The sequence below is a fragment of the Rheinheimera sp. EpRS3 genome, assembly GCF_001513785.1.
GTDB lineage: Bacteria > Pseudomonadota > Gammaproteobacteria > Enterobacterales > Alteromonadaceae > Alishewanella.
Genome location: NZ_LNQS01000010.1, coordinates 504,671 through 518,864 on the forward strand (window position 1 = coordinate 504,671; position 14,194 = coordinate 518,864).

A 14,194-nucleotide genomic window follows, 5' to 3' on the forward strand; every position below is an offset into this window, starting at 1 on the left:
CCTTTAAATCTCCTGGGAAATTGGGAATAAGGGAAAACCCTTATTAATCATGTTCATTAATTGGGAATATTGGTTGGGAAAGTTTCTCGTCCAGCGCTAAGTCACTAACTATTTTGTTGGGTATTACTTTGAAATATCGACCACCTGCTGGACCACCGGGAATGACTCGCTTGAAAGTGTCCCGACCTTCGCTAGTCTCCATCCAGCCCTGATTCGCCATGTACTGCACGGATTGCGAGACTTGGTTTTTGAAGTTGAGGTCAAGCCCTTCTTTAAATGCATCGCGTGTCAGATACCAAACCTGAACGTTATTCTCTTTGATGATGTAGCCATAGTGATCTTGCAATGGTTTGCCTTCAGGCAGCAGTTTTCTGCGCCAATGTTTTAAAGCTTTTGGCAGGTGCTTTTTTAGTTTTTCGTCTTCTGAATCGACATTGCTACCCCGGGTATCCAGCCACGATTTAAAAGCAATGTTTGCCGCTTCCTCTGCGGTGCCTATTGGCCACGGAAGCAACCCTGCAGAAATAGCCAGCTCGCCAGCTACCGCATGTAAAGCAAATCTTTTCGCTGCTTCTGTAACCTGATTACCGTCTCCGGTTTGTCGCCACTGATTTAGCGTCTCGGCTATCTGGTTGCTCAGAACCAATCGCAGATTTTCTGTAATGCTGAGATATTCGATCCATGCTTTGAATACAGAGCCGTGATTAAGGTTGATACCATTCCAAATGGCTTGGGAGAACTCATGGATAGAACTGTAGCCATGGAGATCGTCATAGATGCCGAATTTTCTGGTTGCCGGCACTTCCAGAAAGCGAATCTCCTGGCCCGCTTTAAGGTTTTTCTGAATAGTTGATAGTTTTTCCTCTAAGCCAACTTCACCTGTGCTTAGATACAGCAGCCGCCACTTACGCTTTTCGCCAAGTGAACCGTCTTGGTTGCTGCGGATTTTCGACATACCATTTGCAAGCATATAGATTGATTGATCGACATCTTCAGCATTCACTTGGTGCAGTTCATCAAGGCAAAGCAACATATCATTGTGAGTTGACGCAATTATCTCTAAGCCGTTAGCTGTAGATCTCCAGCTGTAAACGTAGTCTTGATTGGAATACAGACTGGCCGCCAGGTTAAGTACTGTGGTCTTTGCTATTTTGGATTTGCCAAATAGGTGAACGCCACAGCTTGGCCAGTTCAGCCAGTAAAGCAGTGGAGCCGCTAAGCCGGAACAAATGCTAAAAATTAGCATTGGATTGTTCAAACACAGTGGAGCAACAGAAGTTTGCCAGCTCTCAAGTGAGCCTTTCGATGACATCAGCTCCGTGCGGCTGCCGGAATAGATAACGGGTTCATGTTCTTTGCTAATACACCAATCTGGAGTGATGAAACTATGATTAAGCCAACCTGTTTGCGATGAACTGACCAAGCGAGCTTTCGGGAGAGATTGGTTCAGGAAAGTAATGATATTCTCCCAAGTACGGGTTCTGTTTGACACTGCCAACCCGGTATCTACCAGCACTTCTTTCAGCTGCCTGCCATTTTCATTTATGATTTGTTTGCGGGGAAAAACCTGACGAATGATTTTATTATCTAGGTTTTCCCACTCAATTAATAAGCCATAGTTTTTGCGATTATCTGAATCGCGTGTAATACCCAGTACCCGGATCGGCCCACAGAGAAATTTTGATTCACCGTCTTGTTGATTGATAAATAAACCGTTACTTAATGATTCGTACATGTTCTTTTGTTTTCCGATGGCTTCTAATGGAATCACCGTACCTGAGAAGGATAACTATTTCAGCGAAAAGCTGGGGTAGAATTCGGGGGGTTTTTAAAGCTAGTAAAAATGCGGATTTTTTGATTTTTAAAGTGAGATTTAGTTTGTTTTTTAATCAAAAATTTGGCATGCCAAATTTTCTAGTTATTAATTCAGGGAAATGGTCAATGCTTAGTGGTGTTTACAATGCCAGTCTGGTTCCAGTCACAGAGCAGGATCAGCCATCGGCTGATTGCTTGTAAGCGCTCGGGGCTGTTGCCTTTGGCAGCAAAGGTCAGGTCAATGCTCCGGGCCGCAAACTGACGGAAGGTTTCAATCAGAATATCCCAACATTCATCTCGCTCGTTGCTAACCTGAAAGGCAAAGGCTTTCTGTTTGAACAAATCGTGAAATAGTTGCTCTTCAGTCTCATAAGATTCTGCCAGCTCAAAGCCAAGCGGTTTGCGATATTTCTCTATGCCAGCAATGCGGTTTTGTAATTCTATAATAGCGGGAATAAAAGGCCGTAGCTCTGCTATCTGATAAAGATTGTCAGTGTTCATGTACTCTCCAGAATTACCTATCGGCAAGCTTTGTTCCTTAAGTAGGAATTTGGCATGCCAAATTTTTTGCTAAGAAATCCTTAGCATTTTGAGGCTCATTAAAACTGAGAGTATCTTAGCTTCCAAATTTCGTTGGAAAAATGATTATTAAAGATGATTCACATTTCCTGAAGCGATTAAAATAAATTAGTTTATACGTGACTTATGACAAAAGCAGCAGGGCATCCTGGCAGAAATGAATTAGTTTTCTGCCTCTGCCTGGATGAACCAGTATGAGTGCTGAGTAAATGCAGCAGATTTAAAACTGCCTTTGCTTTAAGTAAGGTGCTTGGAGGCCAGCTGCGTTTTTTATCGTTTGGAAGTTGAACTTGCACAATATATTCTAGATTGGTCAAAGTATTACTGTTAGATTCAGTTAAAGGGAACGGTTTGAAAGATGGAACGAGTATGAAAGATAAGAAATCTAATATTTCCAAAGTTAGCCCTGAATCTGATGAGTTTTCTGAAGTTGTCATTGCACTCGTGTGTGCTGTAGGTACTGATCTTAATAGATTTATTACCATGATCACCGAAGAGTTGGAGTTATATGACTTCAAACCTGATGTTATACGAGTCTCAGAAAATATATTGAACGAGCTTAACAAAAAGCCCACTGGCCTTTCTAGAATAAAAACCATACAGCACTATATGGAAGTTGGGAACAAATATAGAGATATTACTGAAGACAATGCTGCATTAGCCTATTCTGCTATTGCAGAAATTTCTAAAAGAAGAGCAAGTATCTTGGAAGGAGAGGAGCCTCGACCACTAAGTAAGAAGGCGTGGGTAATTCGCTCATTAAAGCATCCTGAAGAAGTCAAAGCACTGAGAGAAACTTATGGTAATAGTTTGTTTGTAATAGGTATACATGCTAGTTACGAAAAGAGGTATCAGACACTTTGTAAAAAGTTAAGGCAAGCGGAACCTAAGACATTAGTAGAGCAACTAATAGCGAGAGATGCTGACGAAGGCCCTGATAGTGGTCATGGGCAACATACTCGGGATACCTTTCATCTGTCAGACTTTTTCATAGATGAAGATCAAAATATGGATAAGAATAAAGCGGATGTAGAAAGAGTCTTTAAGCTGATTTTTGGTTTTCCGTTCCTTACTCCAACATTTGACGAGTATGCAATGTACATGGCATTTTCTGCCTCTACTCGTTCTGCTGATTTATCTCGACAGGTTGGAGCGGTGCTCGCTAAAGACAAAAATATTATCTCTACTGGAGCAAATGACGTACCGAAGCCGATGGGCGGCTTGTATTGGCCTATTTTATCTCAGTCAGAGATCGTGGATGTTGATCAGGGGCGGGATTACAAGCGGGGATTTGATGCTAACAAACGTGAAATCCAAGATATTGTCGATGACCTGATCTTAAAATTAGGTTTAGAAGACTCGGTCGAAGTGCGTAATAAGTTTAAACGCACAAAGCTTAGTGATATCACTGAGTATGGCCGAGTCGTGCACGCAGAAATGGAAGCAATACTATCTTGTGGAAGGTCAAACAACAGTACTATTGGAACTACGCTTTATTGCACTACGTTTCCTTGTCATAACTGTGCGAAACATATTATTGCTGCGGGTGTCGCTCGAGTTGTGTATGTTGAACCTTACTCTAAAAGTAAAGCTTTTGATTTTCACGACGATGCGATTTCTGAGGGAGCATCCGATGGTAAGTTATCGTTTGAACCATTTGTGGGAGTTGGTCCCCGCAGTTTTTTGAATTTATTTTCGCTAAAATTGGGTAACGGTCGAGAGATAAAACGAAAAAAATCTAATGGTGAAACTGTAGACTGGTCTCGAGAATCCGCTACACTGAGACTTACTCCTGACGAGTTGCAATATATTGCTCGAGAGGAGTTTGCAACGGCGATAGCAAATGCACATCTAAAGAGTTATATGAAGATGAGCGGAGAGGAAAAAAATGACTAAAAAAGACAATAGAACCTTAGCTGAGCATATGGAGCTTGTTAGCCAAAAGGTCTCAGTATGGCCGCAGTGGCAACAGCAGATTTTTAGAGCCAAAGTCTCATCTCCTCAAAAAAGCACAAATGAGAAAAAACTTGTTGCAGAAAGCGCTTGATTGGAGAAGTTTTAAAAAAAGCTGCTTGATGCAGCTTTTTTTATCTTCGGTTTTATCTAACCTCTCAAGTATTTAGTAACATGGGACGTAAACATTCGGAGTCAGGTACTGCTTTACAGGAGCGGGCAAAACAACGTGATTGCTCACATAGTAAAACAGATAATGATGTTCGTATTTTAGATAGGAATTTGGCATGCCAAATTTCGAAGGACATTAATTGAAACGTTTAATACTCTCTTTTTGGCTCTCAATCATCGTTATTCTTGCTGCTCTGACATGGCTTATTTTCCCCGATATTAATCTGGAACCACTAATCGTCTTTACTGCCGCTATGACGGGCATCATTCCTCTAGTCAGAAGTGAATTTTTGCCATGGTTTGAGCACTTAAAACTGAATAAAAGAAAATTTAGTTTCCTGACAGGGTCATCAAAACTTAATGCGGTTGAATTTACTTTTGACGACCTGCGCAACGGCAAAGGCGTAAAGTTAAATCTTACAAAACAATTTTTTGCTAATTACCCAAAAGTTGTATGTAGCTATTTTGAACAAAGTGATATTTCCTTTCAGGTCAATTTTCACAATGGAAGCAGTACCCGGCTTGAGCATTGTTTTAGTCTTGGTTATGAGACTGCTGAAGAGTACAAAGCACCCTTGTCGTCCAACAGGTACTTTATTGCTCAGGCCGATATCGACTCAGATGGGGTTGAGGAGATTGTTCTGGGGGTGCTCGATGACAATTCTGGCTTAATAGATGTTGAACTCAAGGTATATAAGTATTTTCCACCATATTTTGAGAAAGATATAGCAAGATCTAAAAATTGGGAGCTAATAGGTGCCTTAAAAGCTCTTGGTATTATCGAGACGCCTCTTATCGAGATTGGACAAGGTTTTATCAAAATACCGCGTAATTTTAGGGACTTTTACTATAAGTGGGTTTTTGTTGACGGCAAGGCCACTGATGTCGGAGAGTATTAATTTGGCATGCCAAATTCCTTTATCAGGAACGATCTAAGCTTTTTTATCGGGTAAGGTTTCTAATTTACGCTGTAAAAGCTTAACCCCCTTCTTGTCTTCGACGTTCAAATTGCGTTTCGTATAGCGGACTTTTTGCGGATTGTTCAAATCCTCCACAAACCTTTTGGCTACTGCTAAGTCTTCGATGTGAAAATGCTTATCAAACGATGCTTCAGACATAATTTAAAATTCCGTTGTGAATAGCCTGGAAATTTGGCATGCCAAATTCTCAGGCTGATAAAACTACTTGGTAATTGGTCAACTGCCCAAGTAAGCATAGGTGATGGATAGTCGCTCATGTCCCAGGTCTTTGCTAATCTGCAATCTGGCTGCAGTATCAATTGCATGCTGTTCAGCACTCAAAGTTTTACGTTTAGGACCATCATTTGCCGGACATTGCCAGCCAGTCAGCTCCAGATAACGTTGCCGAGCATAATGATGGCGTAAGCCATGGTTCTTGTTTAGACCAACCCGGACGGTTTCGCGCTCATATAGCCCGAGCTGTTGGGCATAATTGGATGTTGCCGGTATAAGAGCGGCTTTGGTTATGGCACTGATATTTTTTAGCAGGTCCAGTTGTGACTGAGTCGTTATATGAACCTCACGGTACTTACCACCTTTAGTCCACGAACCTTTAAGACGGATATGATTATTTTGCCAAGCGTAGGAAACATTGAATTTAATAGCTTCTTCCCGACGCAAACCAAACTCCTGCTGCAAACGCAGTGACAGCTTTATAAATTCACATTTGATTTTGCTATGTTTGTCATTATCTAGCTGCTTTGACTTACCCACAGGGTTGTTGCGGATCGTGGCAATGCCATAATCGTCATTATCCCGGGCAACAATATTACGTTTGCCTATCTTATCTGCTAGCCAGCGAATTGCCGCCAGCCTGTTTTTCATTGTTTTGTCGGCAATACCGTCTTGTTGCCATTTCGACACCAGGTAATCAACGTGTTTGGTTTTTAAGCCGCTTGGATCTCGCAGTTTAAAGCCGCTTTCCAAAAGTTGTTTGGCTGCCAAATCCAAAATGTTACCCCGGCTATTTCGGGTGCTGTAACTGCTTTCTTTATGATGAATATTTACCATCTGATTTAAACGATAACCTAATTGGCTCATGCTTTTTCCTCTATTTGGTGGACTTGAAAGTGCTTTTCAGCAAGAGAAAAAATCAAAACCAAAGATCAGGGGGCATCTGCCAAATAAGGTGAGTTTTAAAGCCACATATACGGTCGCAACCGGGTATGTTGTCGAATTGACACAAGGGCTGACTGATCTAAAGCAACACAAGCTGAGCTGGTTTGCTTCTGTTGAAGGCAATACCAGACTACGGTGGTTTTGATTACATTGGAGTTTGGTCTTGTAGACCCGTTGCTACGAACGTAGCGCCTCAGAAGCGTGTTGTGGGCAGCAGATAATGCGCCCTTTTTGCTTTTGCTCTTAGCGAGCGGTTTACGAGCAAAAAGATAACACATCGATCAGGTATTTCAACAAAAAATTTGTATCCCTGATATGGCCCCGGCATTTTTAACAGCAGATTCTGTTGCAAGGCATCATGAGCAATGGCCTTGCGTAGCGACTCTCCGAGTCGTCCCTACCTTGGCAGTAGGGACGACTCGGCCAGAATCTGCTCAAAAACATATCGTCTATCTGTCTCTTACAGGTAAAATTTAAAGACTTTTTGTCCTATTTAATGCACAGAACTAGTGTGTTGGCTTTACTCAGATTTTCTTATCAGTATAAAGAGTTTTAAAAACGGATAGTTAAATAGCCGTCTAAGAAAATTTAATATCTGATGAGTTCTTGGAGGTGAATTGTCATGCTCTGTTGAGTTGACAAGCTTAACAGTAGTATTAGAGATTTTCACACCTACTAAAAAAGAAAGCAGAACAAAAATCATCCACTTCACATAGGGATTACCACCTTGTTTGGCAGCTTTTTCTTCTAATGTTTGAAGCCTTTTTTTCCCTTGGATAAGGTTCGGAAGTACGCATTCCGTAGCAAGCGCCAAGGGTGTAATCATTAAATTTTTTTCTATTGCACCGTCAAGCTCTGGTGGATACTCTCGGCATAGTTCTGATGGCGTACGAATACAGCTTGAGTCAACATTCCTGAAGCTTTTTGAGCCGCCCCCCAAATCTTCTATAGGACATTTCTTGGCATTGTATTGTGCGATTTCCCTACGAATTATGCTCGTAAGTCCATTGTTTCCTCCAAAGAAGTCCTCTATAGAGTCAGGTCCGGATCGTGTGTAGTAACTACCTAAATCACGAAGTGTGTAGTCATAGAGTTTTTCTTTAACACGTTGGCTCCAAGAACAAGTTTCATTTACTAGGCCCTCTTTTTTGCAGTCTGCATCTAAATAGTATCTATCTAGCTGATCGATTAAGAAAATGGATGAGCTATTAACAATAGACTCTTGATAAGCGATTTCAGATTCATACTGTTTATCAGAACTCTCAACAACAAAAAAAATACCCGAAGAAATTGCTAAGAGATACCAGAAATGATCAAAAATATTTCGGTATTTTTCCCCCAATCGAAAATAATCCGATGAGATGATGTTTAGAGACCAGCCACAAGTGAGTGCTAGCGCAACAATCACAATGAATCCGGTGATAGTACTTAGTTTCCCTCCTCCTCCGACTACATAATCTGTCGGAACAACGGCGAGCTCAGGCCAAACCGATAGTAATGATAAAAGGCCTGGAAGCAATAAAATTAAGATTGTAAGCAGCGTTCCTTTGAGCCCACCCAAAATGTAACCTGCAAAAACAAAAAGCGAACATAAAATAGCGAAAGGAGCGAGCATCATCCCAAGTAATTCTATAGTAGCTTGTCCCGGTGACCAGTATGAAGCGACGATGTGTTGATGCTCATTGACTTCAGTGAAGCTTGAACTTCTTAGTCCTAATCCTTCAAGAATTTGTTGTAAAGACCAAGCTGCGGCAAAGAGTATTTCAAAATATGGTTTCAAAAATATCAAAATAGGGACTCCACTTGGTTAACACCAGATAATTTTGCCGTTCCTAAGCCAAAAGTGTGACTTGCATCCAACTTTTAACCAGACAGAAGGGTGAATTGTTGGTCTACTTCTCTCATCAAGCGTCAATTTCCAATTTGGTTTTACTTCATCGATTAGCATGAGCTCAATTTTTCTTTTACACCCGCAGGGACATAAAAAGCCAACAGCCCAATCCTCTCCATCTTCCCTTGCCAATATCAAATTTCGCATAGGCAAGCGGTTAGGGGGGGAATCGTCTTCAATCACTGATACCTTGCGAGGAGGCAACAAAAATTCTAATAATTTCAATACCCACTTTGGTTTTATCATGCTGCCTCTTCCTGTGAACCGAGTTTTTGAAAACAAGGCATTCCAAGTAATGGCTCTTCAAGACCCCGCGCCATCATCTCACTTGGTGATAACTCACTATTTTTAAGGTTTTCGTGCTCCTCATAGCTTTCAGCCACAGAGAAAATCACCCTATTGAAAAGAGCATTTGGCTCATGTCTGAATTGATAGCGTCGAGCCAAAAACTCCATGACACATGTGCTTGCAGCTTTCATGTTTAAAGTGATGACGGACGGTGCCTCATCGACAATACCTTTAATGTAACCTTCCTTAACTTGGTTGTTGAAATCTTCAGGTGCTGTTTGGCGGAGATATTCGTTACGTAAAGATTCTGGTGAATAAACGCAGCGGTCAAGCAAAGTAGGGCTACCGGGGTATATGTAGTCAATGCGCCCTAATACATCTGCAATGACAGGTTCACCACAACTACTACTTCTCGTTGGTATGGTTACCCCAACATCAAATAATGGTTGTAAAAAAGCCGTACTAATTTGATCACATATCTGTCGGCCTTCCAAACTGTCTACACAACAAAATAAGAAGTCAGCATCTCCGGCTGCTACAATCGAATCTCGGCAACTAATCGTAGAGTTTATACACGAAATTTCGATGTCATTTCGATGCTGCAAAACTTTTGTTGCGAGCATTTCCGTTTTAAAACAACCGGCTTTTGCATCATCAATTGTTGAGTTGAGAATGCGATTAAGATTTTTAAATTCTGTCCTGTCGAAGTCAATAAGAATCAGCCTTCCGATTCCCATCCTGGAAAGTTGCTCTACAACGATTGAACCAGTTCCAGATACTCCTACAATACATGCTGTTAGGCGTTTCAGGTCTTGTCGCATTTCTGAAGAAAATGCAATTGGTATTTTTTGTACTGTTCCATTTGAAGATGGGGCCCAAATATCAATATCGTCTGAAGAACAGACAACAAAGTGAACAGGATCAATACTCATGTCGCTGTTATAGATTCGGGCTCGTATCGCTTTGTCTGGGGTCATAATAGCCGAACCATGCACTATGTCCTCCGCTGATATGGCCTGATAAAGACATGGAATTATTTTAAGATCGCTGTCGTTATCTTCGGTTGAAAAGTCAAACATTCCGCCCGGATGGGAATGAATCAGAATAATCGACAGATGTTCGGAATCTGCAATATCTATTGCACTTTCTATTGCAGAACCAGGCCAACTAATCTGATTGGGTAGTCGTACTTTGCATACATCATGAGGCACTAGAACAACATACTTTACGAGTAGACGGTTAGCGCTGCTTCTGGAGCACAGTAAAATTGCAGCCGCCTCTAAACCATCGCCAGGAAGAAGGTGCTTGGCCACCTGATCATGATGATGTTTAGAAATAGCGATTCTATAAGGCCTTCTCATTCACCTACCTCTCTCAATAATGACTCTTCTACAACAGTCATTTGGGTGATGATGCTATCCGTTGTCGGATTCCAGCGTGTGGAAGGAGCAAGATGCCTGCTCCACCGTTGAAATGATTTTCCTGCAATAGCCTGTTGGCTTTCAGTCTGAGCTATAGCAGTACCTGACTTTAGGCAAAGGGATGGATTGCAGTAGAACATATCAAGCGCCGCATTTGGGTACACTAGAGGGATATCAATTGCGATATCCGTTTTGTCATGGTTGTAGCCTTTTGGCAGAAGATAGTTTCTGATAATCAGCCACCTCCTTTGGCCGTCTAGCAATGTTTCCCATTGCAAGCCAGATGCATTTAGGTAAGCGATGTCCTTTTCCAATAAAGCAAAGTCTATACGTTGTCCTAACGGCTTTTCTCCATTCACGATTTCTTTGCGCATGAGCCTTAGCTTCTCAATGCCCGGTGCACTTAAATCGATTACATCACTAACAGCTATCGATTTTTTAGGTTGGTCTTTAACTTTAAGGATAAGATTCCAATCTTCTGTGGGGTCAAAGCCAGCAAGCAGCATTGCTTCTGATGCGACAATTGTTGGATTGTCAGATGAGATAATTACTCCATGTACATTCAGTTTCCATTCTTCAGCTTTTGAATAAATTCTTTCCAGGCCTTTCTTGGAGAGATCTACGCTATCCCCACTATTGATTAGTTGATCTGCGGTATCTCGGACGGCCTGCCAGAGAGATTGATTTGGAGGAATTTCGCCAACGTAGCGTAAAATACTCTCACTGATAGATTTGCTTCCCCATGGAAGTCTTTTCCCGTTTAACTCAAAATAAAAGACCCTGTCACTTTTAAAAGTAATAAACTGCTCGACCCCACGCTTATAGACATCGACCGTTTCAGAGAGATTGATTTCCTCTAATGTTCCTGATGCCTGACGCATTAACAACATGTAGTCTTCAGTCGGGAAAAGGTTTGCCGCTTCCAGAATTTGCCTTCCCGTTAGTACAGGATCGTTCATAGTTAAACGAACGAACTCCAGATACTCGTTCCCTATGCTTATTTGATATACGCCTTGGTTACTTACCTTAAGGCTGCCATCGATCTGTTTCTGTATATCTGCGTTACCGCTCATTTTCCTTACCTCTCACTTTAATTTTGGCTGTTCCTTATTTATAATATAGCTAAAAAATAGCTAGTCAATAGCTTTGACATGTTTTTTTTTAAGGGTATAATTAGCTATGCTATACAGTAAAAGCCTTTTAATTTGTGAGGAATGGAAATGGCAAGCGCCAAAAAGACAATGACTTTGAACCTGACGGATGCTGAAATGAGTGCTTTAGAAGCTCTAAGCGATAAAAAGGATCTCAACAAGACATCTATTTTGCGCCAAGCACTTAGGTTGTATCAGGTTATTGAGGCCCGTTTAGAGAAAGGCGATAAGTTGTACTTTGAAGATGACAAGACCAAAGAGAAGGCGGAGGTCGTAATGTTATGACGGCAGAGGTATCCAAAGCTTATTTGCGGGAAGCTACAACCGGTCTGGTGAAAGAGGCTGAAGTGTGGGATTCGATTGTAGAGCAGCATTTGGTCGACTGGGAAACCGAATGGAAACCTTACCGGGATATGATTCTACAGGCGCACCGAGCTGCTGGTGTTTCTCTATTGAAGTGGCCACAAAGCAGGCATTGGGATTGGCGAAATAAATATCAGTGCGTGCAAGGAATGCTTTCAACGCCGAGCTTCGCGGTGATGTGTTCAGGTATGACAGAAGGATTGATGTTGCTAGATTTGTCGTTACATCGATGTCAGCTGCCTGAACAGAAAGGCAAGCATTTGGTATATGTTGACTTTCTTGAAGTCGCGCCATGGAATTGGAAAACGTCTATTGGTCACTCTCCAAGGTATGCTGGTGTTGGTAGCTTGTTGTTAAGAGCTGCTATTGAAAGAAGTTTAGAGGAAGGGTTTAAAGGGCGTGTTGGGTTGCATGCTCTGCCACAAGCAAATAGCTGGTATGGAAAATTGGGTATGATAGATTTTGGACCTGATTCAAGCAAAAGCAACCTACACTATTTTGAGATGCCATTAGATAAGATTGATTCCTTTATTGGAAAGGATGGTTAATTATGAAGATCAAATACTCTGAAGCATGGTGCCTGAAAATGGCGGACCTCGAGCTGGGCAATGAGGTTGGTGCTGGTGTGTTTGGCCTCGCACAAAACGTCGCTAAAGATGCCGAATATCCTACTATGCATTCATCTACAATTCCTTTTGGCCGTTTTGTCAAACTCATGAGACGTAACAAGCGGCTTACTATAGAGAAATTAGCGGAAGATGCGGATATTGACTTAGACGAGTTGATTGAAATTGAAGATAACGCAGGGCATGTACCTGAGCCAAGGACTGTGTATCAATTAGCTCAGTTTTTTGAGGTGCCCACAAATAATTTAATGCAAGTTGCCGGATTGTCTTCAACAAGAGATGAACGATTGGTTAATGAGTCTATGAAGTTTGCTGCACGTTCAGATACCTTGGCTCCATTGTCTCCAGAAGAAAAGGCTGCTTTGGAAGCTTTCGTATCTATTTTGGGCAGAAAATAATGAGATAAAGGGCGGTGTAATGAAAAATTTGATTTTATCTAATAAAACCGCTCAAGACATATCTAGGCGAGTAGATAGGGTGCTGAAGGATCTTGGAAATCCTGAGCCCCCTATAAGGCTAGAAGATGTGCGTGAACTGTTGAAGCTGGATTTGCGTTATTACACTGCTGATGATCCCAGCTTAGTCGATGAAGTTGTAAGTAAGATAAAGGTTGCCACTATACAAATTTATAGACGGCCCACGTTACTTCTTGAGGCTATAAAAAAACTATCGTTGAAAGCGCTATATATTCCTGATAGAAAGAGAATCCTACTCGATAGCACCTTACCGAAACTTAAACATCGATGGAATCAGGCTCATGAAATTGGGCACAGTCTTATTCCTTGGCATGAAAGCATAATGCATGGAGACAACGAACAGACATTGTCTCATCATTGCCATGAACTGGTTGAAGCGGAGGCAAACTTTGCTGCTGGTCGAATGATTTTTTTGGGTGATAGATTTGAAGAGGAAGCCTTATCAATGCGAGCTAACTTTGATTCTCTTACACAACTAAAAAAAACATATGGAAATACGTATTCGACTACATTGTATCGGTTTGTTGAGAGCTTCGGTGAATCGACGCCTGTGATTGGGATGATCAGTTGCCATCCTCATATAAGCCGCCGGCCAGTAGATTTTAACCCGCGTTCACCTAGCAAGCATTATATTCAGTCATCTGCGTTTAAACATAAATTTGGGCATATTACGGATGTTAATGTGTTTGGCGCATTAGAGGAATTTTGTATGAATAGAAGTGGGGGAATAATAGGAACGTCGGATTTGGTGCTCACTGACCGAAATGGTGAAGACCATCGATTTATGTTCGAGACATTCTATAACAGCTACGACGCTTTAACTTTGGGAGTTTATTTGAATAAAGAGAGCATCGTAGTGGCAGTTCCATAACAGCCAGTTTTCATGTGTTAAACCACTTCGTTCAAATCCAGTAAAGCCATAAATCGGAACCCCACGCGGTGGGGCCCCCTTGCTGCGCAACCCTGCGGGCGATTTATAGCTTGACTGGCTTTTCTCTGCGTAGTGCATGTTGGCCATGTGGTATGGCAGGCCTGTAGGCGATAAACGCCTATAGGCTCACCAACCACATATCCATAAGGGGCTAACATGACAAAATCTGAGTTTATTAAAAGAGCTAAAAAGATAAGTTTTGACCAAATAGTCAGGAATGGGCAGCCTGTCAGCCAGGTACTTCTAACTGAGGTACTAAGTACAGACCATTGCTTCTTAGTACAGTCTGGTGAAAAGCATCAGTTCTGGATCACCCGCAACAACAAGCTGTGTTTGGTTTCGTCAACGCTGAAATCGAGTTTTTGTGTGGTAGCTTAAGTCAAATAATGGG

At 41.7% G+C, this 14,194-nt stretch carries 15 protein-coding genes; 7 read left to right on the top strand and 8 right to left on the bottom strand.

The window, feature by feature from the left end; translation table 11 throughout:
• Positions 1-43: 43 nt before the first annotated feature.
• Positions 44-1,771: a DUF927 domain-containing protein gene (locus tag AR688_RS17635; protein ID WP_197412276.1), complete on the bottom strand. Its 1,728-nt coding sequence runs from the start codon at positions 1,769-1,771 to the stop codon at positions 44-46.
• Positions 1,772-1,938: 167 nt separating this feature from the next.
• Complete coding sequence (locus AR688_RS17640) at positions 1,939-2,316, bottom strand: hypothetical protein (RefSeq protein WP_068237099.1); 378 nt, start codon at positions 2,314-2,316, stop codon at positions 1,939-1,941.
• Positions 2,317-2,763: 447 nt separating this feature from the next.
• Between AR688_RS17640 and AR688_RS17645 the strand changes: the two genes are divergently transcribed.
• The 3 genes from AR688_RS17645 to AR688_RS17650 all read left to right on the top strand — a co-directional run bounded on the left by AR688_RS17645 (position 2,764) and on the right by AR688_RS17650 (position 5,417).
• Positions 2,764-4,290 carry an anti-phage dCTP deaminase gene (locus tag AR688_RS17645; RefSeq protein WP_068237100.1) on the top strand — a complete coding sequence of 509 codons (1,527 nt, stop codon included), beginning with the start codon at positions 2,764-2,766 and terminating at the stop codon, positions 4,288-4,290.
• Complete coding sequence (locus tag AR688_RS20275; RefSeq protein ID WP_156420341.1) at positions 4,283-4,441, top strand: hypothetical protein; 159 nt, start codon at positions 4,283-4,285, stop codon at positions 4,439-4,441. The genes AR688_RS17645 and AR688_RS20275 overlap by 8 nt, the downstream gene beginning before the upstream one ends.
• A 217-nt stretch (positions 4,442-4,658) precedes the next feature.
• Entirely contained in the window at positions 4,659-5,417 is a 759-nt protein-coding gene (locus AR688_RS17650) for a hypothetical protein (RefSeq protein ID WP_068237101.1), read from the top strand.
• 33 nt (positions 5,418-5,450) lie between these two features.
• Here AR688_RS17650 and AR688_RS17655 read toward each other — a convergent pair whose 3' ends face one another.
• The 6 genes from AR688_RS17655 to AR688_RS17685 form a co-directional block, all read right to left on the bottom strand.
• On the bottom strand, positions 5,451-5,636 hold the full coding sequence (locus AR688_RS17655) for a hypothetical protein (RefSeq protein WP_068237109.1): 186 nt from the start codon (positions 5,634-5,636) through the stop codon (positions 5,451-5,453).
• 78 nt (positions 5,637-5,714) lie between these two features.
• Positions 5,715-6,578 (bottom strand): phage integrase N-terminal domain-containing protein, encoded by an 864-nt coding sequence (locus AR688_RS17660; RefSeq protein WP_068237110.1) that lies wholly within the window; start codon positions 6,576-6,578, stop codon positions 5,715-5,717.
• Between the two features lie 598 nt (positions 6,579-7,176).
• Positions 7,177-8,445: a hypothetical protein gene (locus AR688_RS17670; protein WP_068237114.1), complete on the bottom strand. Its 1,269-nt coding sequence runs from the start codon at positions 8,443-8,445 to the stop codon at positions 7,177-7,179.
• Between the two features lie 18 nt (positions 8,446-8,463).
• The gene (locus tag AR688_RS17675; RefSeq protein ID WP_068237117.1) at positions 8,464-8,793 is read right to left on the bottom strand and encodes a DUF6527 family protein; all 330 of its coding nucleotides are present in this window, start codon (positions 8,791-8,793) and stop codon (positions 8,464-8,466) included.
• Entirely contained in the window at positions 8,790-10,196 is a 1,407-nt protein-coding gene (locus AR688_RS17680; protein WP_068237118.1) for a ThiF family adenylyltransferase, read from the bottom strand. Before AR688_RS17680 ends, AR688_RS17675 begins: the two co-directional genes overlap by 4 nt.
• Positions 10,193-11,329, bottom strand: coding sequence for a multiubiquitin domain-containing protein (locus tag AR688_RS17685; protein ID WP_068237119.1), 1,137 nt, complete (start codon positions 11,327-11,329; stop codon positions 10,193-10,195). The genes AR688_RS17680 and AR688_RS17685 overlap by 4 nt, the downstream gene beginning before the upstream one ends.
• A gap of 147 nt (positions 11,330-11,476) precedes the next feature.
• Between AR688_RS17685 and AR688_RS17690 the strand changes: the two genes are divergently transcribed.
• The 4 genes from AR688_RS17690 to AR688_RS17705 are packed head-to-tail and all read left to right on the top strand — an operon-like array spanning position 11,477 to position 13,743.
• Positions 11,477-11,692, top strand: coding sequence for a transcriptional regulator (locus AR688_RS17690; RefSeq protein WP_068237120.1), 216 nt, complete (start codon positions 11,477-11,479; stop codon positions 11,690-11,692).
• A complete protein-coding gene (locus AR688_RS17695) occupies positions 11,689-12,318 on the top strand; it encodes a GNAT family N-acetyltransferase (protein ID WP_068237122.1) in 630 nt (209 codons plus the stop codon). Before AR688_RS17690 ends, AR688_RS17695 begins: the two co-directional genes overlap by 4 nt.
• 2 nt (positions 12,319-12,320) lie before the next feature.
• The gene (locus AR688_RS17700) at positions 12,321-12,794 is read left to right on the top strand and encodes a helix-turn-helix domain-containing protein (RefSeq protein WP_068237123.1); all 474 of its coding nucleotides are present in this window, start codon (positions 12,321-12,323) and stop codon (positions 12,792-12,794) included.
• 19 nt (positions 12,795-12,813) lie between these two features.
• Positions 12,814-13,743, top strand: coding sequence for an ImmA/IrrE family metallo-endopeptidase (locus AR688_RS17705; RefSeq protein WP_068237124.1), 930 nt, complete (start codon positions 12,814-12,816; stop codon positions 13,741-13,743).
• Positions 13,744-14,194 lie beyond the last annotated feature (451 nt).